This is a genomic window from Collimonas sp. OK307, assembly GCF_900113705.1.
Classification (GTDB): domain Bacteria; phylum Pseudomonadota; class Gammaproteobacteria; order Burkholderiales; family Burkholderiaceae_D; genus Collimonas.
The window spans coordinates 1-25,253 of sequence record NZ_FOQI01000015.1 but is presented as its reverse complement, the minus strand read 5'-3'; the positions used below and the strand labels follow the sequence as shown (position 1 = coordinate 25,253).

The following is a 25,253-nucleotide window of genomic DNA, read 5'->3' as shown; positions in this document are numbered from 1 at the left end:
CATGAAATCCATATTAATTGCATCAACCCTGGTTCTATCGCTGTTATCTCTCAATGCGTACGCCCACAGTGATGACGAGCAGATTGCTGCCGCAGAAAGCCAGAACGGACATGCGGCGGCATTGGGTAAACCCGGGATTGCCGGTAACGTAACGAAAACCATGAACGTCGACATGAACGACACGATGCGTTTCACGCCGGCTACCATCTCGGTCAAACGTGGTGAAACCGTCAAATTTATCGTCAGGAATTCCGGCAAGCTAAAGCATGAAATGGTACTGGGCTCCGCCAAGGAGTTAAAGGAACACGCGGCCATGATGGCGAAATTCCCTGAAATGGAACATTCCGATCCGAATCAGGTATCGGTTGAACCCGGTAAAACCGGAGAGCTGATCTGGCAGTTCGGCAAAGCGGGCACGTTTGATTTCGCCTGCCTGGAGCCGGGACATTTTGAAGCCGGCATGCGCGGAAACATCATCGTTAAATAATATTTTTCAACCGGATATACAACAAAGGAATTCTCATGAAAACAAGTTCCGTTCTATTTGCGGCACTCGCCTTGACGTTAACCGCTTCGTTTAACCTGCCGCTTTCGGCGATAGCTGCCGAGGAAATCAAGCCCGTTGACACGGCAGCCATGTCGGCCGGGGAAGTAAGAAAAATCGATAAAGAGGCCGGCAAGATCACGATCAAACACGGCCCGTTGCTGAACCTGGATATGCCGCCGATGACGATGGTGTTTCGCGTTAAGGACCCGGCAATGCTGGATCAGGTAAAGCCCGGCGACAAAATCAATTTTGTTGTCGAAAAAGCTAACGGCGCTTTGACCGTCACTCAGATGCAGGCCGGCGATTGAGATTAATCAGCGCACGGGACGATCTACATCAGAGTGAATATAATGTCCTGCAACACGCTGCAAGCAAGGCTGTATATTCCCCGTGCCGACAACGCCACAGAACAGGACATCATGAACGCCACTTACAAGATTGCCATACTTGCCGGCGACGGCATCGGCAAGGAAGTCATGCCCGAAGGCCTGCGCGTGGTCAACGCCGCCGCCAAACGTTTCGGCATCACGCTCGAAATGACGGAATTCGACTGGGCCAGTTGCGATTACTACGCACAAACCGGCAGCATGATGCCGGAGGACTGGAAGGCGCAACTGGCCGGGATGGATGCTATTTATTTCGGCGCGGTCGGCTGGCCCGTCATCGTTCCCGATCACATATCCTTATGGGGATCGTTGCTGAAATTCCGTCGCGAATTCGACCAATACATCAACCTGCGCCCGGCACAGACTTTCGAAGGCGTGCGCAGCCCGCTGGCGGGACGTGCCGCCGGCGACATCGACATGATGATCGTGCGTGAAAACACGGAAGGAGAATACTCATCGGTCGGCGGCATCATGTACGAAGGCACGCCGCACGAGATCGTCATGCAGCAGGCGGTGTTTTCGCGCCGCGGCACCGAGCGGGTGCTCAAGTACGCATTCGAACTAGCCAGAACCCGCGCCCGTAAACACGTCACCGTCGCCACCAAAAGCAACGGCATTTCGATTTCCATGCCTTGGTGGGACGCCAGGGCAGCGGAAGTCGCCAGCACCTATCCGGATATCACCTGGGACAAGCAGCACATCGATATCCTGTGCGCGCGTTTCGTACTGCAGCCGCAGCGATTCGACGTGGTAGTCGCCTCCAATCTGTTCGGCGACATCCTGTCCGACCTGGGACCGGCATGTACCGGTACTATCGGCCTGGCGCCATCAGCCAACCTGAATCCGGAACGCAATTTCCCCTCGCTGTTTGAGCCGGTACATGGTTCCGCGCCCGACATCTACGGCAAGAATATCGCCAATCCGGTGGCGATGATCTGGTCTGGCGCCATGATGCTCGATTTCCTTACCAGAAGCAGCGGTGCGGGCCGGCAAGCGCATGACGCCATCGTTGCTGCGATCAAGTCAGTGCTGGCAAGCGGGCCGCATACACCCGACCTGGGTGGAACTGCCTCTACCACCGAGATGGGACAAGCTATCGCTCGCCTGATCAGCGATGCCGATTGAAATATTTCCAAATAGTGTCACTTTGGCATTTCGTAACGAGCTGTAAAAAGCCGGTACTTTTTGCCCGCAGTACTGGAGTATCAACACTTCGGGCGAGGCGTCGACACTGCGGCGCTTGATATGCCCCCCATCGCCCCCATGTTCATCAAATCATCCTGGAAAGCCTCATGCCATCCAAGTAATGCGATATTGATTCACCCAGTTTGAAAGGACTCTGACCATGCAATACCTGCAGATAATCGTCATCCTCACCACATTAATGATTGGCCTGCCCCTGAGCAGCATGGCAGCCAACAGCGACAACACCGAAATGCAAACCACGCCGGCAGACCAGACCGCGCTGCCGATGGTGGCCGGTGAAATACGCAAGGTAGACAGCGGCACCGGCAAGATCACCATCAAGCATGCAGAGATCCCCAACTTTGGCATGCCGGCCATGACCATGCTGTATAAAGCCGGCGATCCGGTCATGCTGGAACAGTTCAAGGCTGGCGACAAGATCGAGTTTGCCGTCGATAAGGTTGATGGTGCGTTGACTATAGTCAGTCTGGAATTGGCTGCCCGATAATTGAAGAGTCGCGGCATCCATATGCCGCCCACACCGACCAAGGATTTGCTCATTAGTGTCGAGTTGATATTAGACCAAATTTGATCTAATATAGACTCATGCAACCCAATTACAAACGGCCGTTCAGTCAATACGTAAAAAAGGCGCACAAACCGTTGCGACTTGCGATTGAAGACGCTGTTGAAGAAGTGTGCGCAGATCCCGAGATCGGAGAAGCAAAGATTGGCGATCTTGCCGGAATTTGGGTTTATAAATTCAAATTCAACCGGCAAGAATATTTAATGGCCTACCGCCCGCCATCGGAAACGCTAAGGGAGCAAGGCGCGGATATTGAACTGTTATTGATCGATTTTTACCAGATCGGATCACATGAGCGATTTTACGATGAGCTCAAACAATATTTGAAATCGGAAGGATAGGCGATGAGCGCTATTACAGCAGAAGAGCTTTTCCAAGAATTGAAGACAATGCCGGCTTCCGAGCGTAATCGCTTCTTCACGTTGCTAGCCATCAATGCATTTCGTGACGACAATTTAACGCACGAGCAAGTATTCGGCGATTTGGCCAACGATGAATTCACTGCGCAAGAAGCTGCTGAATATCTGGAGGTGTCCATGTCCACATTTCGACGCTATGTGCAAACCGGCAAACTTAAGGCAAGCAGCGAGCTTGGCCGAAATCAAATGTTTGCCACACATGACTTAAAAGCTTTCAAGCGTGCATTGAAAAATGTAAAGGGAACGCACTGATCGTCACAATTACGAATTGATCCTGCTGGCCATATTCGACTGAATGGCATCAAATTAATGGTGGCGAATTATTTGCCGTTACTGACGGCGATTGACTATCCTGACCTCACCCGGCTCACCGTTTTGCGGCACCACTTCGAGCGACACCACTGGCCCCTTGCGCGGGTCATGCTGAAACATGATCCGGATTTTCTGCGCGTTCTCTATCCCTGCAAAATCTCGGACCAGTATCCGCGTCACATTGGGCAACTCTTCCGAACCCAGCGCAAAAGCATCGCTCTCGTTTTGCTGCTCCGAGGCGACGTGGCCGTTTTTATAAACACAGACGATGGCTTGTGCCGGGTCGATACCGTTACTCATCAGGAATGAGTCGTTGACCAGAAACAAGGCTGGCGGGATCCTGGCGATGTCAATCTGGCTGATGTCTGGCCAGTCGTTCTTGGTAATCACTTTACCGCCGGGATAATACCTGGCGACAAATTGATCGCCCATGCAGGGCAGATGTCCTGCCGCCGCTTCTGCGTGTTGCAACAGTCCTTGCACGTCGCCGGGTTCGAACTCGACTGTAATTGTTGGTGTAAGCATATTTGTCATGCCCGGATTATCGCATTGCGGACGACGTCGCGGTCACTTGACGATACACCGCCACCCTGCCCGCTGCCCCCAGTCATTTCCCCTTATAATGTGCGGCATGGAAAATCCCAATGAATTCGTACAATGGCTGCGCTCGGTCGCCCCCTATATCCATGCCTTTCGCGGCAAGACCTTTGTCGTCGCCTTTCCGGGCGAACTGGTCACCGCCGGCGCCTTGCCGGTGCTGGCGCAAGACTTGTCGCTGCTGCATGCGCTTGGCATCAAGGTGGTTATTGTGCACGGCTCCCGACCGCAGGTTGAAGAACAGCTGGCGCTGCGTAACGTAGAAGCGCGCTTTCACAACGGTTTGCGGATTACCGATACGGCTGCGCTTGAATGCGCCAAGGAAGCTGCCGGCGAGCTGCGCCTGGATATCGAAGCCGCCTTCAGCCAGGGCTTGCCCAACACGCCGATGGCGCATGCCGCGATTCGTATCATTTCTGGCAACTTTGTCACCGCCCGTCCGCTGGGCGTGATCGATGGCGCCGACCTGCAACTGACCGGCGTGGTACGTAAGATCGACTACGACACCATCCATCCGATTCTCAACGCCGGCGGCCTGGTATTGCTGTCGCCGCTGGGCTTTTCGCCAACTGGCGAAGCTTTCAACCTGACCATGGAAGACGTGGCGGTCGCAGCGGCAATCTCGCTGCGTGCCGAAAAGCTGATTTTCATCAGTGAAACACCATTGATGAAAGACGCCGGCGAGACCGAAATCCGCGAGTTATCCTCGCACCAGGCGCAAGCGGTACTGGACAGCGGTTGCCTGCCGGCCGATTCGGCCTTCTACCTGCAGCACGCGATCAAGGCCTGTAACGCCGGCGTGCCGCGCGCCCACGTGGTGCCGTTCGCCACCGACGGTTCGGTCTTGCTGGAATTGTTTACCCACGATGGCGTGGGCACCATGATTTCGTACGAAAACCTGGAAAGCCTGCGCGAAGCTACGATTGAAGACGTCGGCGGTATCCTGAAACTGATCGAACCGCTGGAAAACGACGGTACCCTGGTCAAACGCGGCCGTGAACTGATCGAACGCGAGATTCATTACTTCTCGGTGATCGAGCATGACGGCGTGATCTTCGGTTGCGCTGCGCTATACCCTTTCCCGACCGAAAAAATGGCGGAAATGGCTTGCCTCACGGTCAATCCCGAAGTCCAGGCACAGGGCGACGGCGAGCGTATCCTTAAACACATGGAAAGCCGGGCGCGTGCGGCAGGCTTCACCAAGCTGTTCGTGCTGACTACCCGTACCTCGCACTGGTTCCTGCGGCGCGGCTTCGTCCACGCCACCGTCGACGACCTGCCTAAGGATCGCCAACACATGTATAACTGGCAACGGAAATCGCTGGTACTGATCAAGACACTATAAAATCAAAACCTGCCCCCAGCCGAACTATCCCCTATTCAATTGATCTTACAAGCGAGCCGCTAACACAGCAGCTCGCAACATCTACAAGGAAAAACCATGGCACGTACCATTCATTGCATCAAACTGGACAAAGAGGCAGAAGGCCTGGACTTCCCGCCATATCCGGGCGAGCTGGGCAAGCGCATCTATGAAAGCGTGTCGAAAGAAGCCTGGGCCGGCTGGCTCAAACACCAGACCATGCTGGTCAATGAGAATCGACTGAACCTGGCCGATGTGCGGGCCCGCAAATATCTGGCGACCCAGATGGAAAAGCATTTCTTCGGCGATGGCGCCGATGCTGCTACCGGCTACGTCCCGCCGACCGAATAAGCAATCGCTCCAGAATATCTCTCCTCCCGCCTACCTCTGTGGCAATATAAGCAATATTTATTTTGCCAGGAGTAGCATCCCATTGCGGGCCAATGCGCCGCAACCCAAGCCTGGATTCAAGTACTTATCCTTAACCGGATATACGCGTATATTTATCGATTCACCTCCCCACAGATCGGAAATTTCATGCATCTATTCCGTAAACGCCTTTGGTCCAATCGCCTTTTGTCTTGCTTGCTGGCTACCGCCTGCGGCATCGGCTTCACCGGCATCACGGAAGCGGCAACCGTACTTCCGGCCGGCGTGACCCAGGGTCCGTCCGCTGAAGGCATCACCGAATACCAGTTTGCCAACGGCTTCAAGGTCTTGCTGTTCCCCGATCCGTCCAAACCGACGGTAACCGTTAACATGACTTACCTGGTCGGATCGCGTTTCGAGAATTACGGCGAAACCGGCATGGCGCATTTGCTGGAACATTTGATGTTCAAGGGTACCCCGACCCATCCATCGATTCCCAAGGATTTCAGCCAGCGCGGTATGTCGTTCAACGGCACCACCAACGTCGACCGCACCAATTATTATGAGATCTTCCAGGCCGGTGACGACAACCTGAAATGGGCGATCGACATGGAAGCCGATCGCATGCTGCATTCGTTTATCGCCAGGAAAGACCTCGATAGTGAAATGACCGTGGTGCGCAACGAATACGAACAAGGCGAAAATTCGCCGTTTGGCGTTCTGATCAAGCGTCTGCAAGGAGTGGCATACGATTGGCACAACTACGGCAAGCCGACCATCGGCAACCGCAGCGATATCGAAAACGTCAAGATAGAAAACCTGCAAGCCTTTTATAAAACCTACTATCAGCCAGATAATGCGGTGCTGCTGATCGCCGGAAAATTCGACCAGGCCAAGACCCTGGCCTGGGTCAACCAGGCCTTCGGCAAACTGCCGAAGCCGACCCGCAAGATGCGCGACTTCTGGACCGTGGAACCGACCCAGGACGGCGAACGCAGTGTGACCATACGGCGCCAGGGCGACGTGCAGATCGTTGCCGTAGCCTACAAGATTCCAAGCGAACTGCATCCTGACAGCGATGCCCTGTCCTACGCCGGGACAATTCTGGCAGACACTCCCAACGGCCGCCTGCATAAATCGCTGGTGGAAACCGGCAAAGCTACAGCCGTTTTTAATTACGAGATGACAGGTTATGCGCCCGGCCTGGAAATTATTGCCGCGGTAGTCAAGAAAGGCGAGCCGATCGAGCCGGTACGGCAGGCCTTGATCGACGGTGTCGAGCAATTCGCAAAAACCCCGCCAACGCCGGAAGAGATGGAACGCGTCCGCCTGGCAAATGCCAACAGCTTTGAAAAACTGTTGAACGACCATCAACACGTCGGCGTCGCCATGTCCAGCACGATTGCGCTAGGCGACTGGCGTTTGCTGTTCCTCGGCCGCGACCGTTCCAACAAGGTTACCTCGGCACAAGTGGCGACAGCCGCAGCACACTACTTCACTCGCGATAATCGCACCGTCGGCATGTTCCTGCCGGAAGATCAGCTGCAACGCGCCGATGTCCCTGCAGCGCCAAGCGTGGCCGAACTGCTCAAAGACTACAAGCCGCAGCAAGCGATCGCTGACGGCGAAGCTTTCGATCCGTCGCAAGCCAATATCGATGCCCGCACCCAGCGCTCGCAGGTAGGAGGTTTGAAACTCGCCTTGTTGCCGAAAAAGACCCGCGGCGAAACCGTCTCGGTCAAGCTGAACTTACAATGGGGCGATGAGAAATCCCTGTTCGGCAAAAAGACAGCATCCGAATTGGCTGACGCCATGCTGATGCGCGGCAGCAGCACACTAACGCGCGAGCAACTGGCAGACGAATTTTCCAAACTCAAGATCAGCGGCAGCCTGACGCAGTTCCAGACTACGCGCAGCAATCTGCCAGCCGCCTTGAAACTGGTCGCCAGCGTACTCAAGCAACCGCGCTTCGATCCGGCCGAATTCGATCGCCTGCGCAAGGAATCGCTGGTCAGCCTGGAAGCATCGCGCAACGAGCCGAACACGCTGGCAGCCGAAGCCATCGCCCAGCACTTCAACAAATATCCGCAAGGCCACTGGCTGGCAGCGCAAAGCGTAGATCAGCAAATCGCCGCGATCCAGGCCACCACCCTGGCTGATGTCAGCGCCTTCCATCACGATTTCTATGGCGCCTCGCAAGGCGAGCTGGCCATCGTCGGCGATTTCGACGTAGCGGCAGTTACCAAGGTAGTCCAGGACGAATTCGGCACATGGAAAAGCGCGGCGCCGTACCAGCGCGTGATCCGGCAGAATTTCGACGTGGCGCCACTACAGAAAACCATCAACTCGCCAGACAAGGAAAATGGCTTTTACGTAGCGCGCGAGAACCTCGACATGCGTGACGACGACGCCGATTATCCGGCAATGATGGTAGCCAACTACCTATTCGGCGGCGGCAGCCTGAAATCACGATTGATGGACCGGGTACGTCAAAAAGAAGGTCTCTCCTACGGCATCGGTTCATCGGTAGACATCAACGCCATCAGCCGCGCCGCCAGGTTCTCGGTACAAGCCATAGCCGCACCGCAAAACCTGGGCAGGGTTGATGCGGCGGTCAAGGAAGAGCTGGCACGCGCCCTCAAAGACGGTTTCAGCGCCGACGAGCTAGCCCGCGCCAAATCCGGCATCCTGCAAGAAAACCAACGCGCCCGCGCCCAGGACAGCGCCCTCAGCGCCGGCTGGGCCAGACTGCTAGACCTCAACCGCACCTTCGCCTGGAGCAAACAAATCGAAGACAAGATCAGCGCCCTGACGGTAGAACAAGTCAACGAAGCGTTCCGCAAGCACATTGATCCCGCCAAACTGAGCGTGGTGATTGTGCGTGATGAAGCAAAGGCAAATACTGCATTGGCGACAAAACCTTAAGATCAGGTAACTCAAACAAAAAGCCGCTGTCGTGTTCGCTATTAAATCTGCGAACACGACAGCGGCTTTTTTTTGATGTTGAAGTTGCAGTTGAAGCGGCTTTTGAAGTTGCCGTTGCAGTGGCTTTTGACGTGCCTTCCGCATGGGGACGCTGCCAAATGTGGCGCGTGTCAGTCGGAAATTGTGGGAAGACATGTTTGAGCGAAGCGAGTTGGTCTTCCCACCCGACTGATACGTGACGCATTTGGGGACCTGACCGAAGGGAAGGCAGTGGCTTTGCGGTCGCCTTTCTTTGCGTACTTTCTTTGGCGAAGCAAAGAAAGTATGCGGCTGCTGGGCCGCCCCCGGCATGTACCCACGAAGTAGCTACCGTTTTAAATAACGATGAGCCCTAGTCGCATGCCACAACACGTACTCCGTAGGCCGTTAAATAGGGTCAGAGTCAAGTTTCGCGATAAAGCCTGCGACACCTCACTCTGACCCTATATAACTACTTTTCGGGCCGAAAAAGCGACCAGTCCACTTATCAAAAAAACAGTCTGCCAAATTTCAATAAAAATCAATATAAACAATATGTTATAGACATATTGACCACACCAAAACAAGACCACAAATTTATTGTTGCAATACCAGTTAGATACAGATTGACAGCCACTTTTTGCGCTCTTACAGTGCCCCTAATTCAATATTTCCACATGGAAATATTGAAGACAACGGATCAGAACCTGCCAGTTTTCAGCAGCCGACCTTCCCACGCTGCCCGACCAGCCTTCTCAGGAGAGCAAATTGAAACTGAAACTCATGCACAACCTCATGATCACCCTTGCGTGCAGCGCAATCGTGACCATTGACGCCAATGCCAGCCCATTGATAGCCAGAGCGCAAGCAACAACAACAACAACAACAACAACAACAACAACAACAACAACAACAACAACAACAACCGTGACTTGCTACGCAGCCTGGGACGCCAGCGTCGCCTACACCGGCGGCGCCACCGTCAGCTACAACGGCGTCAACTACAAAGCCAACTGGTGGACCCAAGGCAACAATCCATCCACCAGCAACGGCGGCTCCGGCACCGGCCAGCCATGGACCATCGTCGCCAACTGCGGCGGCACAGTAACGCCACCACCTCCACCGCCGCCGCCACCACCTCCTCCAGGCGGCGGCACCACACCAGCCGGCTTCATCTTCAGCCCCTACAAAGACGGCAGCATCAACCTGAACTGGAATACCTACGCCATGAGCACCGCCGTCACCGGCAGCACGCAGACGGTACTAAGCGCCATGCCAGCCAAACTCACCACCATGACCTGGGCCTTTGCAACCGGCGCCTGCGGCAGCGAAAACTGGGGCGGCGTATCAGCCACGGCGTTTGCGGCAGCCAATGTGCAAGCCTTCGTCAACGCCGGCAAGAAGTACATTGTCTCCACTGGCGGAGCGGCAGGTTCGTTTACCTGCACCAGCGATGCCAACTTCCTGAAATTTATCCAGACTTACTATTCAGCCAACCTGGTCGGCATAGATTTCGATATTGAAGCCGGTCAGACCCAGGCAGATATCAATAACCTGGTGCTGCGTGTAAAAACCGCGCAAGCAACGTATCCAAACCTGCGTTTCAGCTTCACGCTGGCAACACTGGGCGGCAATGTATCGCCTAGCCTGGGTTACTACGGCGTACAGGTGATGCAAGCAATCCAGGCTTACGGCCTGACCAACTACACCATCAACCTGATGGCGATGGACTACGGCAGCCCCGCCGGCGGCAATTGCATGACCAAGAGCGATGGCAGCTGCGACATGGGCGCATCGGCAGTGCAATCGGCAATCGATCTGCACACGCAATACAACCTGCCTTACAAGCAGATCGAAGTAACGCCGATGATCGGTGGCAACGACTCTCCAAACGAAACATTCTCCATCGCCGATGTCACGACGCTGGTGAATTTCGCTCAGGCGAACGGCCTGGCCGGGATCCATTACTGGTCCTTCGACCGTGACCGGGATTGCGCACCGGGCTCAGCTTCGCCGACCTGCAACACCTACGGCACCGCCGGTACTCTGGGCTTCACCAACGCCTTTATTTCGAGGTTGGGACTGTAATCCGGCATTGAGAATCGCTACGTTAAAAAGCCCTGTTCATGTTTGAACGGGGCTTTTTTTCATCTTATCCGGCCAGGTTTTTCCTGATGATTGTGTCGGCCGCCGATTCCGCTTCCGGCACCGGCTGGCTTAGCGTCTGCGTGGAATACACAGGCGCTGCAGGCATAGGCGCCCCCAGCATCGGGCCATCCGCATGGCTGATATCCACCGTGACGATAGTCGACAGACCCACTCGCAACGGATGTTTTTCCAGCTCTTTGGGATCAAGCGAAATCCGCACGGGCACCCGTTGCACCACCTTGATCCAGTTGCCGCTCGCATTTTGCGCAGGCAGCAGCGAGAAGGCGCTACCGGTTCCCGCCGACAAACCCAGCACTTTGCCGTGGTAAACCACCTTGCTGCCATAGACGTCTGCTTCTATGCTGGCGTCTTGGCCGACCCGGATATCCCTGAGTTCGGATTCCTTGAAATTGGCATCCACCCATAGCTGATCGAGCGGCACGATGGACATCATGGCGGTGCCCGGAGTTACCCGGTTTCCGACCTGGACGCTGCGTTTTGCCACATAACCCGTCACCGGCGCCAGAATCGCATTGCGCCGCACGGCAAGCCATGCCTGCACAAAGTCGGCCTTCGCCGCCAGCACATTGGGATGCTGTTCCATGCTGACGCCGGCAATGCCGGTACGGTTGGCGTCAGCCTGTTTAACTGCAACCTGGAGTGACGCCCTGGCGTTTTCCACGGCCTGCCTGGCGTGCGCAATGTCTTCGCCGGATACGGTATGGTCAGCCGCCAGCGGCAAGCGGCGCGCCAGGTCGTCGCTGGCATCGCGCAACACCAGCTTGCGCTGTTCTATGGTTGCATCGTATTGCGCTACGTTCGAGTAGCGCTCGCGTAACTGCCGTACCGTGGTGCCCAGGCGTGCGCCGGCCTGGCTCAGCGCAACGTCGGCATCAATCGGATCGAGCTTGATCAGTTCTGCACCGGCTTGCACCATCTGGGTTTCATCGGCGCGGATTTCCTGCACATTGCCAGACACTTGCGAAGAAAGATTGACCAGGTTGCCACCGACATAGGCGTTGTCTGTATCGACCTCTTTCGATAACACCAGCACGTAATAAATGGCACAGGCGACCCCGATCAGGATGAACACCAGAGTCATGCCCAGCAACACGAGCTTGCGTTTGCCGGAATTTGGTAAGTCTTGAGTAGCTGTCGTCATTGCGAATAGTCCGTTTTATTTTGAGATCTGGGTAAGTGGCGCATGTGAATCTGCGCTGTCCGCACTATCTACCCTGTAACCGCCACCCAAGGCTTTGATCAGCGACACCTCTGCCTGCAACTGCTGGTTATGCAACTGCAGGCTTTCATCTTCTTGCCTGGACAAAGACAACGTAGCGTTCAGCAACGCGTTACGATCCGTCAGTCCCTCCCTGAATTTTGCCTGCGCGGTTTTCAGCAGATCCCGGCTGGCCCGCATCACCTCGTCCTGCCGACCGATCTGGCTCTCTATACCGCGCACGCTGATGGCTTGTTGCGCCACATCGCGCACCGCATTAAACACGCTCTGGTTGTAGTCGGCGATCAGCCCGTTGCGTTCGGAGCGAGAGGATTCCAGGCGCGCATCCAGCCGTTTGCTGTCAAACAGCGGCAACGACAAGGTCGGGCCTATGAACAGGGTACGGCTGGCCGCACTCAGGAAATTACTCATTGAAATCGAATCCAGCCCGGCCGAAGCGCTCAGGTTGATGTCGGGATAAAACGCGGCCTGCGCCGCTTCGATCCGGTTCAGCGACGCTTCCACGCGCCAGTGCGCGGCTTGCAAATCCGGCCGGCGCGCCAGCAACTCCATGCCTAATCTGTCCGGTAGTGCGTGCGGAATATCTGGCAGCTTCTGCGGCTTCAAGTCGGCCAGCGCATTACTGTCGCCGGCTACCAGTGCACGCAGCGCTTCACGCTCGATGGCGGTCTGTGCCGCAAGTTGCGCGACTTGCTTGTTGAGTGAGCTGAGCTCGCTCTCCGCCATGCGTTGCCGGTCTATCGCTGCAAGCCCGTGCGCAACGCGTTTGGTGTTGTCCGCGACGATGTCGCTTTGCGTGGCGATGCTCTGCCGCAGATTTTCCAGCCGCGCCCAGCCGCCTTGCAGATTAAAATAACTTTGCGCAGTCGCGGCGGCCAGTATCTGCTCCGCTTGCGCATAGCCGGCCCGTTGCGCATTCACGTCGCCCAGTGCAGTGGCAATCTGCGCCCGGTGTTTTCCCCACCAGTCAAAATCGTAACTGGCTTGTACCTGCACGGTTGTCTCAGTGAAATAAGCACCGCCTATCGGCGCCGGGAACAAACCATTGCTGGAATAGCGCTGGCGATTTCCCTGTGCATTCAAATTCACGTTCGCACCTTTGTCGGCACGGTTGAACGCCAGCGTGGTGCGCGCCGAATCGATGCGGGCAGCGGCAATTTCCAGCGTCGGGCTGGTCGCCAGCGCCTGGGCGATCAGGCGATTGAGCTGGGGATCGCCGTAGCCGGTCCACCATTGTTTGCTCGGCCAGCCTTCGCTGGCCAGCTTGATGTCCGACGCCAACTGCACCTTGGCCAGATCCTGCTGCGGATAGGTATTGCGGTCAGGCGGAACCGTGGCGCAAGCTGCAACTCCCAGGGCAATCGCCAGGGACAAAGCTAGCGGTTTTAATGTCGATGGCTTTAATATAGATATATGCACGGTGAAATCTTCTCTGCTTTGAGGGCTGCTTCGTTTTGGTTGGCAAATCATGCTGCTAGTCCATTGCCGCATGATCCATTGCCACCGCCATGCTGGCTTTTGGCGGACGGATCAGCAGCAACAGTGGAATCACCATCAAGGTCATGATCAGCATCAGCCAGAAATCGTTGACATAAGCGATCATCGACGCTTGCCTGGTGACCTCGCCGTTGATCACTTCCAGGCCGGATTGCGTCGCCAGGTTGTAGGTCGAAGCCACCATGGCATCCTGGTAAGCGGGGCTGGCGCTGGAGATTTTTTCCACCAGAGACGAATGCGCTATTTGCGTATTGCGCACCAACAAGGTCTGCACCAGTGCGATCCCGATGCTGCTGCCTATATTGCGGATCAGGCTGTAGATGGCAGTGCCTTCCGCGCGCATTTCCGGCGTCAGCGTGGCAAACGTCGCCGCACTCAAAGGCACGAACACCAGGCCCAGGCCGACGCCCTGGATCACGCCCGGCCAAACGATATCGCTGCGCGAAAGCACCAGCGTATAGCGTGACATTTGCCACAACGAGAATGCAGTGATCCCAAACCCGATCGCCAGCAGCACGCGGAGATCCACCTTGCCCACCAGCCGCCCCACTACCAGCATCGCCAGCATGGTGCCGAAGCCGCTTGGCGCCGTCACCAGGCCGGCGATCTTCGCCGGATAACCCATCAGGCTTTGCAGCATCGACGGCGTCAGCGCACGGGTGGCGAACAGCACCAGGCCGACGATGAAGATGAACAACAGGCCGGTCACATAGTTGGAATTCTTCAGCAACCGGTAGTCGAAGAACGATTTTCCTGCAGGCCTTAGCGCAGTGTGTGCCAGAAAATAGGAAAAGCTCATGGCCAGCACGATCGCTTCGATCCAGGTCTCGCGCGACGAAAACCAATCGTTCTGCTCGCCACGGTCAAGCAGCATTTGCAAGGCGCCGATGGCGATGCTGAGCGTAGCGAAGCCGAACATGTCAAAGTTCATCCGGCGCGCAGCGGTGGTGGAACGTATGTATTTCAAGATGCCGTAAAAGGCCAGCGAGCCGATGGGTACGTTGATAAAGAACACCCAGCGCCAGTTATAGCTATCGGTCAGCCAGCCGCCCAAGGTCGGGCCGAGGATCGGGCCTATCATCACGCCCATGCCCCACACCGCCATGGCCGAGCCATGCTTTTCACGCGGATTGATATCCAGCAGCACCGCCTGCGACAACGGCACCAGCGCGGCGCCGAACACTCCCTGCAGCAGCCTGGCGCCGACAATCTGCGCCAGCGACATGGAAACGCCGCACGCCATCGAAGCGATGGTGAAGCCGGCAATGGAAGCCAGGAAAACGTTTTTTTGACCGAAGCGATCGCACAGCCAGCCGGTGAGCGGCGTAGTGATCGCCGCCGCCACGATGTAGGAGGTCAGCACCCACGTAATCTGGTCCTGCGATGCCGACAAGCTGCCCTGCATATGCGGCAAGGCGACGTTGGCGATGGTGCCGTCCAGCGCCTGGATGATCGTCGCCAGCATGATGAAAATCGTGATCATGGGGCGATTGATGGCGGTGTCGGGACCTGGTGCGGTGCCGGATGCTGAACTGCTCATAGCCGAGCCTCCACGGCTGCGCCCGGCGCTTCCGGCATTTCAGCGGCAGTGTGCAATTTATGCAGAGCCGCATTGAAGCATTCTTCCACGATTAACAATTTTATTCCTGATAATAATATAGCTAATCATTAGCTATCTAAGTAAAATTGTAGTAGGCTTTTTATTGGAAAACAAGCTCTTTGAGATTTCTTTTGAGGAACATGGCTTTGCATGTAGCCGCGCACGATCCTTGGGCAGCGCACGAGTGCACTCTGCTAGACTACGCAAAATTGAACAGGCAACCAAAATCCGATGGCTTTGAATTCGAATACCCTTGAAGAACAATTTTCCGGCGCCCTGCACAACACCGCGCGCGCCTGGAAGCTGGCGGTCGACCGGCGGCTTAAATATCTTGGCTTGAGCCAGGCCAGCTGGACCGCCGTCGCGGTGCTGGCCAAGGCGGATGAGCCGCTGTCGCAGATCGAGCTGGCGAACCGGCTCGGGATTGAAGCGGCGACGATGGTGTCAACCATTGATCGCCTGGTGAAAGCGGAACTGGCGGTGCGCGAACAGTCGCCGCATGACCGGCGCGTCAAACTGGTGGTGCTGACCAAGGCCGGCAAGCAGATATATGGGAAGGTAATGATTGAAGCGGATGCTGTCCGCAAAGAGTTGCTGGGCAACGTAGACAAGCAGCAGCTATCGGCCGCCGTCAAATTACTGGAACATTTGCAGGCCGTTGCGGAAGCGGTTGCCTCCGACGCCAAGCCTTGAGCCCGGTCTTGAGTAAAGTCTTGGCGGTTGCAAGCTAGGGAAACTAAGGTTTCAACAGATCCTTCGCCACTTTATCCAGCAACACTGCATCGCGATCCGCCGACAGCTGCCAGAACATCGCGCCGGCCAGGCCCATCTGTTTCAGATACCTGATTTTGTAATCCAGCGATTCGACGTCGTCGTAGCTGATAAATTCGCCTGTATCGGGGTTGAACAGATAAGGCACCTTGGCGGCGTCATTCCAGTAGCGCGTGAAACCATTGCGGTTGACCAGCGTGCCGCTTATGTCAGCGAAATCCAGTTCCCCCGGCTCGACACCGCCACGCCCTTTACCGTTGCAGTCCTGATGCTGGCCATGCTGCAGCGCGCCGCATTGCTTCCAGCTATAGCCATAGAATGGCATGCCCAGCACCAGCTTGCTGGCCGGGATGCCAGCCGCCAAGGCCATTTCAACGGTGCTGCTGACATTGAATTCGGGGTCGGCATCGGGCCGCGCCAGCACAGGGTCATTGTTCAAAGGCGCCACGTGTCCGGCAAACTTGCTCCACGATCCGCTAAAGTCGTAGGTCATGATATTGACCCAATCGAGAATCGCCGCAACCTTGGCCATTTCGGTATTCCGGAAAAATCCCTGGTTATTTCCGATCGCGGCTGTCAGCAGATAGCTGCGATGTTCCTGTTTGCCGGCCTTATCGAGCCGCTCGCGCAGCGCTTGCAGCAACAATGTGTAGTTCTGTTTGTCTTCAGGCCGCATGATATTGGCAGCGTCACCACCAGCTACCGGAAATTCCCAATCGATGTCGACGCCGTCAAAGCCGTTCTTATGCAGGAATGCCACGGCACTGTCGGCAAATTTCTTGCGCGATTGCGGCGTCAGCGCCACATCTGAAAATTCCCTGGAGCCAGCCCATCCGCCCACCGAGATCAAGGTTTTCAGCTTGGGAGTACGACTTTTCAAGCCACGCAGCAAGATAAAATCGCGCGCGCTCTGGTCTGTGCCCGAGGACTGATCGGCAACGATTTCGCCATCCTTGATTACGGCAAATGCATAATTCAGATGCGTCATCTTACTGGCATCGATATCTGCTGCGGAGTACTGGCGTTGTTGCGAGGGTAAGTAATAAGCCACAACCTTGTAAGGCGCAGCCATCGTCATGGCAGGCAACAGCGCCGCGAGCAGCACCGATAGTTGCATCAGTTTCATCATGGTTCTCGCTTAATCAAGACTACTAGAAATCGCAATTGGATGGCAACGGTGGCGTCATGGCGGCTACCGTGTCGACCTGGTGGACGCCGGTCCGCCTGTAGGCACTCACTGCGGCATCAACCTGCGCCGGCGACAACACCTGATCTTTGACATGCATCACCCAGGCCAGGTCCTGCTGGTAGCGCCGCTCAACTTTGGTGTCAGGCAGCACGCCGCTGGGCGAGAACCACAAATTGAAATTGATCGACATCGGCACTGCCGGGTAATTGCGGCCGCCGTGCTCATCCAGCTGCACGCCATCCAGGAAGTAGCGTACTTTCCCGGCCGCCACTTGCGTCAGCAAGGTATGCCAGCCGCCCAGCGCGCGCTGTTCTTCATGTACCTGGTTGAACGCGTTCCAGGGTTCCATCTGCACTGTTTGCCATGACACGCTGTACAGCCTGCCATGTGGATTACCCCAGCCGCCATTGGGCAGGTACTCCCAATCCAGTTCGCTGTATTGCGGATCGAAATCGTGCTTTAGCGGACTGGAAGTGTAAAAGGATTCGACCACCAGATCGCCGCCAGGCCCTTGCACAGGCACATCGGCGAAACGTATCCGCGCGGCGTAGGTGCCTTCGAAATATTTACGCTGATGGCAGAGTTGCGCCTGGTAGGTACCTTCGGCAGTACCGTCTGTGCGCGCGTCTAAACGCAGCAGGCGCCGGCCAACGTGCTGCGGATCGTCGACCAGGCTGACGGTGGACGGCCCCCACTTCCCGTTCTCTATACCCGGATGCCCCGGCTGATCGCGGATCTTCCAACCGCCGGCTACTAATGCAGCAGCATCGGCGTAGTGGAAATCGTCAAAAAAAATGGCAGGAGCATCGGCCATGGCGCTGGTCGCCGTCAGCATCGACACCAGCGCCAGCAAGCGGCGGGAGAAATGCGTCATCGCCGGTTCAGACCGCAGCAGGTTGCACCGCCGCATCGGCCGGCTGTTCGTGCCGTCCGATCGGTACTATGCGCGACAATATCAACACCGGTATCGCGGAAATCAGCACCCACAGGAAAAAATGCTGATAACCGAGCGCGCCCTGGATGGTCCCGCTGAGCATTTTGAACAGCACGTAACCCAACTGCATGATACCGGTGCCAAGCGCGTAGTGCGCCATCTGATATTTACCAACCGCGACCTCCTGCATGATGAACAGGATCAGTCCGACGAAGCCGAAGCCGTAGCCGAACATTTCCAGGCTCAAGGCGGCAGCGATGACGCCGAGGCTGCTTGGCATGGCAGTGCTCAGGAAAAAATAAGCCAGATTCGGCAGGTTCATCGCCAGGATCAGGAAGAACATGCTACGTCGCAAACCGCGCCAGGCGGTGAAATAACCGCCCAACAGGCTACCGCAGATGAATGCTACCGTGGCCAGCGTGCCGTATACCGCGCCGACTTCCGCCGTCGCCAACCCGAGCCCGCCCTCAGCCCGCGCTGCGCGCAGGAACAAAGGGCCGATAGTAGTGATTTGGCCCTCGCCGGCGCGAAACAGGATGATGAATGCGATGGCCAGCCAGATGCCGGGTTTCTGGAAAAAATCGATGATCACATCGCGCAGGGTAAGCCAGACGCCGCCCATCCCGCCCGCCGGGCGTGCCACATTACGCCCTGCCGGCAAGGCCCAGAAATGATAGATCGCCAGCAGCAGCATACTAATTGCGAGCATGCCGAAGATCAGGCTCCAGGCTTGCGCCACTGCCATGCGTTTTTCGAAATAACCAGCCAGCACCACCAGCCCGCCAAGCGAGAAGAAACGCGCGACATTGTAAAACCCGCCCTGCCAGCCGGCATAGGTTGCCTGCTGGGTAGAGCTCAAACTGGCGATATACAGGCCATCGGCCGCTATGTCATGCGTCGCCGAGGCGATCGCCACCAATCCCAGCAAGGCGATGCTGACAGCAAAATAATTCGGCAGATGGAGTGCCAGCGCCACCAGTCCGAGACTGGCGCCGCCGAAAAACTGAAACAGCAGCACGATCGATTTTTTGCTGCGCGCGGCTTCCAGGAACGGACTCCAGAGCGGCTTGAACACCCAGACGAAGCCGAGCATCCCGGTCCACAGGGCGATCTGGTCGTTGGCCATGCCCATGCTCTTGTACATCAGGCCGGCGATGGTCGCCACCACGAAATACGGCAGGCCCTCGGCAAAATATAGCGTCGGCACCCAAAGTGCAGGATGGTGCTCGGGTTTATCTTGAATGCTCATGTCGACGGCCACCGTGGGTAAAAGTGCTTGTTGTTCAGCTTATTGGAATGATTATTGCGTTTCACTCTTCATCGTCACAGGCATCTTGCCGCAGGCTTCAAGGCTTCCCGCCAGCCAGTCGGCAACCGCCTCCAGCGCCGCGGCGGCGAAGCCGTAGGTAATCAGCGCCGGCGCCGCTATATCCAGTGTCTGAAACGGATTCCAGAGCGCCAGATGGAGATCCGGACGCCAGTTTTTCCTGGCCTTTTCACCGTAGCGCAAGCGCGTGGTGGACGCCAGGATCACGACCCTGTCATCGTCCGGCAAGCTCGCCCAGTCAAAACTGTCGTCGCCCTCGAAGGTCACCAGTTCGACATCGTAGCGGCGTGCCAGCACCGCGGCGATCGCCTCGGCCGGCAAGCCAGCTTCGGCCACGCCGTCACCGGCAGCATCGGCACAGGCCAGCAGGCGGATTCTGGTACCTGCAGCTAAAGGCTGAGGATTGCCGACCAGCGTCAGGCCGCGGCGCCATGCATCGGCCATCAGGTGTTCATCGGCAGCTTCTGCCAGGAACGGGTAAGCGCCTGCAGCACAAGGATAGCTGGCGGCCAGGCCATCCAACCGCGCCAGCCGGGCTGCAAGTGCAGCACTGCCGAGTTCGCTGCCGCCGGCGGCAGTAGCCAATGCCATCGTCAACGACACCAGGGTTTCTTCTTGCGTACTGCGATTGCCCAGGGCCATGACCATGTCGGCGCCGGCAGCCAATGCCTGCACTGCCGCATTGCCGACGCCGTAACGGCCGGCGATGGCATGCATGTCCATGCCATCGGTAATGATGACGCCGCGATAGTTCCATTCTTTGCGCAGCAGACCGGTGAGGATTTTGTGCGACAGGGTGGCCGGATGTTCAGGGTCGAGCGCAGGATAAACAATATGCGCGCTCATCATGGCCGGCGCGCTCATCGCCGCCTTGAACGGCGCCAGCTCCAGCGCATCGAGCGCGGCGCGCGACTTGGCAACCGTCGGCAGGTCGCGATGAGAGTCGACGTGCGTGTCGCCATGGCCGGGAAAATGCTTGACGCAGCAAGCCACGCCCTCCTCCAGGCTACCCGCCATCCACGCCAGCGCCAGTTCGGTAGCACGCTGCGGATCGGAGCCGAAAGAGCGCTCGCCGATAACAGGATTGGCAGGATTATTATTGAGATCCAGCACCGGCGCAAAATTCCAGTTGAAGCCCAGCGATTTGATGCCGCGCGCTACTGCAGCGCCAACTGCACGCGCCAGTGCAACGTCGTTGGTGGCGCCGAGCGACATGGCCGCGGGTGGCGCCGGCAGCCAGGTCGCACGTACCACGGCGCCGCCTTCCTGATCGATGCCTATCAATGCATTGGGGCCCATTACCGCCCGTAAATCGGCGGTCAGTTTGCTCAGTTGTTCGGCATTCACCATGTTCTGACGGAACAGGCAGACCGCGCGGATATGGTTGTCGCGCAAGAACTGCGCGGTGTCCTCATCCAGCACCGTGCCCGGCATGCGGATCATGATCAGTTGCCCGGCAATCCGGCGCGCCGCGCTCAGTTTGCCTCGAGGATCGGATTTATTATCGGTGCTGCTAACGTTGTTACCCACGCTGTTACCCATTTCACTGCTCCATCTGCCTGCGCCAATCGATTAATTTGTCTTTGTCACTTTGCTCAGATGACGCGGACGGTCCGGATCTAGTCCGCGCGCGATGGACAGATTGGCTGCCATCACATAAAACGCCTGGATTGCCACGATCGGATCCAGATCCGGCGTCGGCGCCACCGGCAAAGTCAAATCGCGTTCGCTGACATCGGCAGGCGCCGCCAACAACACGCGTGCGCCGCGGCCGCGCATTTCGTCGGCCAGCTTGATCAGACTCGCTTGCGTCGGACCCCGCGTAGCGAAAATCAACAGGGGATAACCTTCGTTAATCAAGGCCATCGGGCCGTGCTTGATCTCAGCGCCGCTGAATGCCTCGGCCTGCAGCACCGAGGTTTCCTTGAACTTGAGAGCTGCTTCCAACGCCACCGGAAAACTGGTGCCGCGGCCTACTACCATGATGCGGGAAGCTGGCGCCAATACTTCAATCGCGGCCGACCAGTCAACCTCGGTGGCCTGCTGCAACGCGGCCGGCAACGCTTCGATCTGCGCCAGGAACTCCGGATCGTCCTGCCAATGCGCCACCAGGCGTGCCGCCGCCACCAGGCTGGTAATGAAGCTCTTGGTAGCTGCCACACTCAACTCGGGGCCGGCGTGCAATGGCAATGCCCACTCTGCGCTGGCCGCCAGCGGCGAAGCAATATCGTTGACCAAGGCCACCGTGGTTGCGCCGCCTTCGCGGAAATAACGAATAGGTTCGATCACATCAGGGCTCTGGCCCGATTGCGAAATCGCGATGGCCAACGCATCGCGCGTCAATAAAGGTGACTTGTACAGCGTAACCAGCGACATCGGCAGCGATGCCACGATGCGGCCAAGACGCGCCATGATCAGGTAAGCGCAATAGTTGGCGGCATGATCGGAACTACCGCGCGCCACCGTCAGCACGCAGGTCGGTTGCGCACTGCGCAAAGCGGCGCCAAGTGCAGCATAACGGTCGCCATCGCGTCCAAGTTGCAACGCTACGTGTTCAGTTGCGGAACACGCTTCCAGCAACATCTGTGAACTAAACTTCTGTGAGGTCAATCTGTTCTCCTTCTACATAAACCGCGGTTAAATTGAGCTGCCGGTCCAGCACCACCAGATCGGCGCTGCAACCGCTTGCCAGACGACCTCGTTCCGGCAAGCCCAGGTGATCTGCGGCATAGGTAGACACCCGGCGCGACGCATCCGCCAGGCTCAGGCCAAGCCCGACCAGGTTGCGTAATGCCTGGTCCATGGTCAGCGTGCTGCCTGCCAGCGTGCCGTCAGCCAGTCGGACCCCGCCCATGCATTTGTGGACCCGCTGCCGCCCTAGCATGTACTCGCCGTCAGGCATGCCGGTAGCGGCAGTCGAATCGGTCACGCAGTACAGCCTGGGGATGGCGCGCAAGGCAGCCTTGATGGCGCCCGGATGCACATGCAACAGATCAGGAATCAGTTCCGAATAGCGGGCATGCGCCAGCGCCGCTCCCACCATGCCGGGGGCACGTGCCTGGAATCCGGTCATGGCATTGAACAGATGGGTGAACCCGGTAGCGCCGTGCTGCAACGCTTGCACGCCATCTTCATAACTGCCCAAGGTATGGCCGATCTGCACCCGCATGCCGGATTCGCTGAGGGTGCGCACCACTTCGAGATGGCCGGCAATTTCAGGGGCGACCGTAATCAGTTTTATCGGCGCCATCGCACTCAGGCGCGCCACTTTCTGCAATGTCGCTTCCTGCGCAAAATCCGGCTGGGCGCCGAGTTTTCCAGGATTGATATAAGGGCCTTCCAGGTGCACGCCGAGCACGCGCGCAGTGCCGGCGCGGCGCTGGCGGCAGGCATCGCCGCAAGCTTCCAGCGCTTGTTCCAGGTCGCTGAGCGGCGACGTCATGGTAGTCGCAAGCATGCTAGTAGTGCCATGCCGCGCATGGATCGCAGAGATTACATGAACCGCATCGCCGCCATCCATGATGTCTTTGCCGCCGCCGCCATGCACGTGCAAATCGATGAATCCAGGCAGGATGTAAGGATCGAGATTGTCTTCGGGATCGACCTCTGCGCCTTCAATCGCGCTGATGCGGCCATCGAAATGCAGGATACCGTTAAGCCAGCCTTGCGGGGTCAGTACGTTGCCTCTGATTTCACCTTTGAATTTGCTACCTGTGTCGTCGCCGGGCTGGCGTTCACTCATCATCGACGCAACTCCGCAACGAAATCATAGTAGTCGCTGCGGCAATACGAATGCGACAGTTCGATCGCCGTGCCGTTTTCCAGGTAGCCGACGCGCGTGATATGCAGCATCGCAGCGCCGGTCTTGATGTCGGCCAGCTTGGCCTGGTCGGCGCTGGCGTTGATGGCGCGGATATGCTGCAGCGCGCGCACCGGCGCTACACCGAGGGTCTCCAGATGAACATACAGAGAGTCGGTCACCGCTTTTGGATCGGGCAGGTAGTGTGCCGGGATGGTAGTGGTTTCAATCGCCATTACCACGTCGTCAGCGGTACGCAAGCGTTTCAGGCGCGACACTACTGTGTTGGGCGACAACCCCAGCGCCAGGATTTCCTCGGCGACGGCAATTCCTGTTTCGCGCAACAGCCATTGCGAGCCTGGGCGGAAACCACGTTGCCGCAATTCTTCGCTGAAGTTGGTCAGGCGCGATAGCGGCTGCTCAAGCTTGGGCGTGATGTAGGTGCCGGAACCGCGCTTCCTGATCAGCATGCCGCGCTCGCACAAGACATCGATGGCTTTGCGCGCAGTTACCCTGGATATTTCGAGCGATTCAGCCAGGATGCGTTCGGATGGCAATGCCTCATCCGGTTGCCAGACGCCGCCGTTGATCTGCTCTGAAAGCCGATTGACCAGTTGCAGGTACAAAGGCGTGTCGCTAGCGGCATCCGGCTTGAGTTTTTCTATCTGAGCTAGCATGTTTGCTTCCCTTTTAATCTTTCATCGATCAGCCTTAGGGCGCCCGCTGCCGCATCTGCATGCGGCTTGACGACAAGTGCCAGCAACTGTGCGGGCAAGTATGCTTGTAAATGCGCGGCGAGACCACCGCACAATGCAATTGGCAACTGCCCCGCAGGATCAAGCGCCGCAGCAATCCTGGCTACTTCCTGGCCTCCGCTTAGCATGATCTGGCGCGCCGCCCGATCCTGCCCGGCGTAGGCGACCACGATCGGCGCCAGTTGTGCGTAGCTGGTCTGGCTGGCGTTTGCCAGCCATGCGAACATGCTGTCGCGATGGCTGTCGAAATGCACCGTATTGGCGCGTCCGCAGAAATGCAGCAGCGCACGCGCAAATTCGCTGCCGGGCGCGCGGCCATCCAGCACTTGCTGGGCGTGCGTGATGGCGCGCATGCCGAGCCAGGCGCCACCTGCTTCGTCACTGGCGGGAAAACCCCAGCCGCCGACTTCACGCCGCATGCCATCTGCCGTCAGCACTTCACCGACACTGCCGGTACCAATGGCGATGATGACGCCAGGATTCCCCTGATGGGCTCCGACCAGCGTGGTAAATGCATCGGTTTCCACCACGGCCTCACGAAAGCCAGGATTTTTCGCCGAAAATTCTGCGGCCCACTGTCGGTTGTTGACGCCCGCCAGACCTAATCCGATGGCCATTTTTTCCAGCGCGGGCCGCACCAGGCCAGCGCTCGAAAATGCGAGATTGAGTGTTTCCAGCACAGTTGACCAGGCTTGTTCCACGCCGTGCATCAGCCCGGACGGACCACCTTTGCCAAGCGCAAGTACTGTGCCATCGTCATTGGCAGCGCGCACAACCCGCACGCGAGTGCCGGTTCCACCGCCATCGACACCGATCAGGTATTCAATCATGTTGTTGCATCCATCGCTTTCATCTGCCACGGGCATTGTTCTTATTAGCGGTAAAAAACCAGATTTACTGTATGAGGACAGAAAGCGGCTGTCAACCGGTCTTTAATTGGTATTCACAAATCTATTGCAAACACCCGTGGACCTGGCGTTTTCTGATTTTAAAAACACTAATTCTTGTTACATTTGCTCTCGCAATTATTCCCGCATTTATTCCCGCATTTATTCCATAAACTGCTCGTTACCGACGATACCGATCTTGGTTACGCCCAGCCGTTGCGCCGATGCCATCACGGCAGCGACCGACTTGTACTCCACCAGCTTGTTCGGACGCAGATGCACTTCATCGATATTGCCGCCTGCAACCACCGTCTTCAACCGATCTTCCAGTTCAGCACGGCTGGCCATCGGCGTGCCGTTCCACATCACTGTGCCAGTCGGATCGATATCTACCGTGTC

Annotated in this window: 24 protein-coding genes; 11 read left to right on the top strand and 13 right to left on the bottom strand. The window is 57.2% G+C overall.

The features are described from left to right. Nucleotide 1: 1 nt before the first annotated feature. The 6 genes from BM205_RS18110 to BM205_RS18085 all read left to right on the top strand — a co-directional run bounded on the left by BM205_RS18110 (nt 2) and on the right by BM205_RS18085 (nt 3,375). The gene (locus BM205_RS18110; RefSeq protein WP_092416260.1) at nt 2–487 is read left to right on the top strand and encodes a cupredoxin domain-containing protein; all 486 of its coding nucleotides are present in this window, start codon (nt 2–4) and stop codon (nt 485–487) included. Between the two features lie 35 nt (nt 488–522). Then, the gene (locus BM205_RS18105) at nt 523–855 is read left to right on the top strand and encodes a copper-binding protein (protein ID WP_092416259.1); all 333 of its coding nucleotides are present in this window, start codon (nt 523–525) and stop codon (nt 853–855) included. Nucleotides 856–966: 111 nt separating this feature from the next. Beyond that, entirely contained in the window at nt 967–2,058 is a 1,092-nt protein-coding gene (locus tag BM205_RS18100; RefSeq protein ID WP_092416357.1) for a tartrate dehydrogenase, read from the top strand. A 220-nt stretch (nt 2,059–2,278) separates the two neighbouring features. Then, on the top strand, nt 2,279–2,626 hold the full coding sequence (locus BM205_RS18095) for a copper-binding protein (RefSeq protein WP_175511313.1): 348 nt from the start codon (nt 2,279–2,281) through the stop codon (nt 2,624–2,626). Nucleotides 2,627–2,724: 98 nt separating this feature from the next. Beyond that, nucleotides 2,725–3,045, top strand: a complete 321-nt coding sequence (locus BM205_RS18090) for a type II toxin-antitoxin system RelE/ParE family toxin (RefSeq protein ID WP_092416258.1) — start codon at nt 2,725–2,727, stop codon at nt 3,043–3,045. Between the two features lie 3 nt (nt 3,046–3,048). Then, entirely contained in the window at nt 3,049–3,375 is a 327-nt protein-coding gene (locus BM205_RS18085; protein WP_092416257.1) for a helix-turn-helix domain-containing protein, read from the top strand. A gap of 78 nt (nt 3,376–3,453) precedes the next feature. Here the strand turns inward: BM205_RS18085 and BM205_RS18080 are convergent, their stop codons facing one another. Further along, the gene (locus tag BM205_RS18080; RefSeq protein ID WP_139227318.1) at nt 3,454–3,960 is read right to left on the bottom strand and encodes a hypothetical protein; all 507 of its coding nucleotides are present in this window, start codon (nt 3,958–3,960) and stop codon (nt 3,454–3,456) included. A 106-nt stretch (nt 3,961–4,066) separates the two neighbouring features. Between BM205_RS18080 and argA the strand changes: the two genes are divergently transcribed. The 4 genes from argA to BM205_RS18060 all read left to right on the top strand — a co-directional run bounded on the left by argA (nt 4,067) and on the right by BM205_RS18060 (nt 10,795). Further along, nucleotides 4,067–5,377, top strand: coding sequence for an amino-acid N-acetyltransferase (argA, locus tag BM205_RS18075; protein WP_092393506.1), 1,311 nt, complete (start codon nt 4,067–4,069; stop codon nt 5,375–5,377). Nucleotides 5,378–5,473: 96 nt separating this feature from the next. Continuing rightward, the gene (locus tag BM205_RS18070) at nt 5,474–5,746 is read left to right on the top strand and encodes an oxidative damage protection protein (RefSeq protein ID WP_092416255.1); all 273 of its coding nucleotides are present in this window, start codon (nt 5,474–5,476) and stop codon (nt 5,744–5,746) included. 186 nt (nt 5,747–5,932) lie between these two features. Further along, nucleotides 5,933–8,689 carry a M16 family metallopeptidase gene (locus BM205_RS18065; protein WP_092416254.1) on the top strand — a complete coding sequence of 919 codons (2,757 nt, stop codon included), beginning with the start codon at nt 5,933–5,935 and terminating at the stop codon, nt 8,687–8,689. Between the two features lie 786 nt (nt 8,690–9,475). Beyond that, nucleotides 9,476–10,795: a carbohydrate-binding protein gene (locus tag BM205_RS18060; RefSeq protein WP_254783943.1), complete on the top strand. Its 1,320-nt coding sequence runs from the start codon at nt 9,476–9,478 to the stop codon at nt 10,793–10,795. Between the two features lie 64 nt (nt 10,796–10,859). On the opposite strand, the gene BM205_RS18055 is transcribed toward BM205_RS18060, so the two are convergent. Genes BM205_RS18055 through BM205_RS18045 form a run of 3 tightly spaced genes read right to left on the bottom strand, consistent with a single transcriptional unit; the run spans nt 10,860 to nt 15,132 of the window. Beyond that, the gene (locus tag BM205_RS18055) at nt 10,860–12,017 is read right to left on the bottom strand and encodes an HlyD/EmrA/EmrK family protein (RefSeq protein WP_092416253.1); all 1,158 of its coding nucleotides are present in this window, start codon (nt 12,015–12,017) and stop codon (nt 10,860–10,862) included. 15 nt (nt 12,018–12,032) lie between these two features. Then, a complete protein-coding gene (locus BM205_RS18050) occupies nt 12,033–13,514 on the bottom strand; it encodes an efflux transporter outer membrane subunit (RefSeq protein ID WP_254783942.1) in 1,482 nt (493 codons plus the stop codon). A gap of 55 nt (nt 13,515–13,569) precedes the next feature. After that, complete coding sequence (locus BM205_RS18045; protein WP_092416252.1) at nt 13,570–15,132, bottom strand: DHA2 family efflux MFS transporter permease subunit; 1,563 nt, start codon at nt 15,130–15,132, stop codon at nt 13,570–13,572. Nucleotides 15,133–15,423: 291 nt separating this feature from the next. On the opposite strand from BM205_RS18045, the gene BM205_RS18040 reads away from it, so the two are divergent. Beyond that, nucleotides 15,424–15,885, top strand: coding sequence for a MarR family winged helix-turn-helix transcriptional regulator (locus BM205_RS18040; protein ID WP_175511312.1), 462 nt, complete (start codon nt 15,424–15,426; stop codon nt 15,883–15,885). Between the two features lie 43 nt (nt 15,886–15,928). On the opposite strand, the gene BM205_RS18035 is transcribed toward BM205_RS18040, so the two are convergent. The 9 genes from BM205_RS18035 to BM205_RS17995 all read right to left on the bottom strand — a co-directional run. Beyond that, nucleotides 15,929–17,092 carry a glycoside hydrolase family 18 protein gene (locus BM205_RS18035; RefSeq protein WP_254783941.1) on the bottom strand — a complete coding sequence of 388 codons (1,164 nt, stop codon included), beginning with the start codon at nt 17,090–17,092 and terminating at the stop codon, nt 15,929–15,931. A gap of 22 nt (nt 17,093–17,114) precedes the next feature. Beyond that, nucleotides 17,115–18,026, bottom strand: a complete 912-nt coding sequence (locus BM205_RS18030) for a glycoside hydrolase family 16 protein (protein ID WP_092416251.1) — start codon at nt 18,024–18,026, stop codon at nt 17,115–17,117. Nucleotides 18,027–18,033: 7 nt separating this feature from the next. Further along, entirely contained in the window at nt 18,034–19,335 is a 1,302-nt protein-coding gene (locus BM205_RS18025; RefSeq protein WP_092416250.1) for an MFS transporter, read from the bottom strand. 51 nt (nt 19,336–19,386) lie between these two features. Continuing rightward, a complete protein-coding gene (gene nagZ / locus BM205_RS18020; protein WP_092416249.1) occupies nt 19,387–20,955 on the bottom strand; it encodes a beta-N-acetylhexosaminidase in 1,569 nt (522 codons plus the stop codon). 30 nt (nt 20,956–20,985) lie between these two features. Next, nucleotides 20,986–21,996: an SIS domain-containing protein gene (locus BM205_RS18015; protein WP_092416248.1), complete on the bottom strand. Its 1,011-nt coding sequence runs from the start codon at nt 21,994–21,996 to the stop codon at nt 20,986–20,988. A gap of 7 nt (nt 21,997–22,003) precedes the next feature. Beyond that, nucleotides 22,004–23,158 carry an N-acetylglucosamine-6-phosphate deacetylase gene (nagA, locus tag BM205_RS18010; protein ID WP_254783940.1) on the bottom strand — a complete coding sequence of 385 codons (1,155 nt, stop codon included), beginning with the start codon at nt 23,156–23,158 and terminating at the stop codon, nt 22,004–22,006. Then, on the bottom strand, nt 23,155–23,889 hold the full coding sequence (locus BM205_RS18005; protein ID WP_092360016.1) for a GntR family transcriptional regulator: 735 nt from the start codon (nt 23,887–23,889) through the stop codon (nt 23,155–23,157). Before BM205_RS18005 ends, nagA begins: the two co-directional genes overlap by 4 nt. Then, on the bottom strand, nt 23,883–24,827 hold the full coding sequence (locus BM205_RS18000; protein WP_371326508.1) for a glucosamine kinase nucleotide-binding domain-containing protein: 945 nt from the start codon (nt 24,825–24,827) through the stop codon (nt 23,883–23,885). Before BM205_RS18000 ends, BM205_RS18005 begins: the two co-directional genes overlap by 7 nt. A gap of 189 nt (nt 24,828–25,016) precedes the next feature. After that, the coding region (locus BM205_RS17995; protein ID WP_175511311.1) for an ExbD/TolR family protein at nt 25,017–25,253 on the bottom strand (237 nt) is incomplete at its 5' end.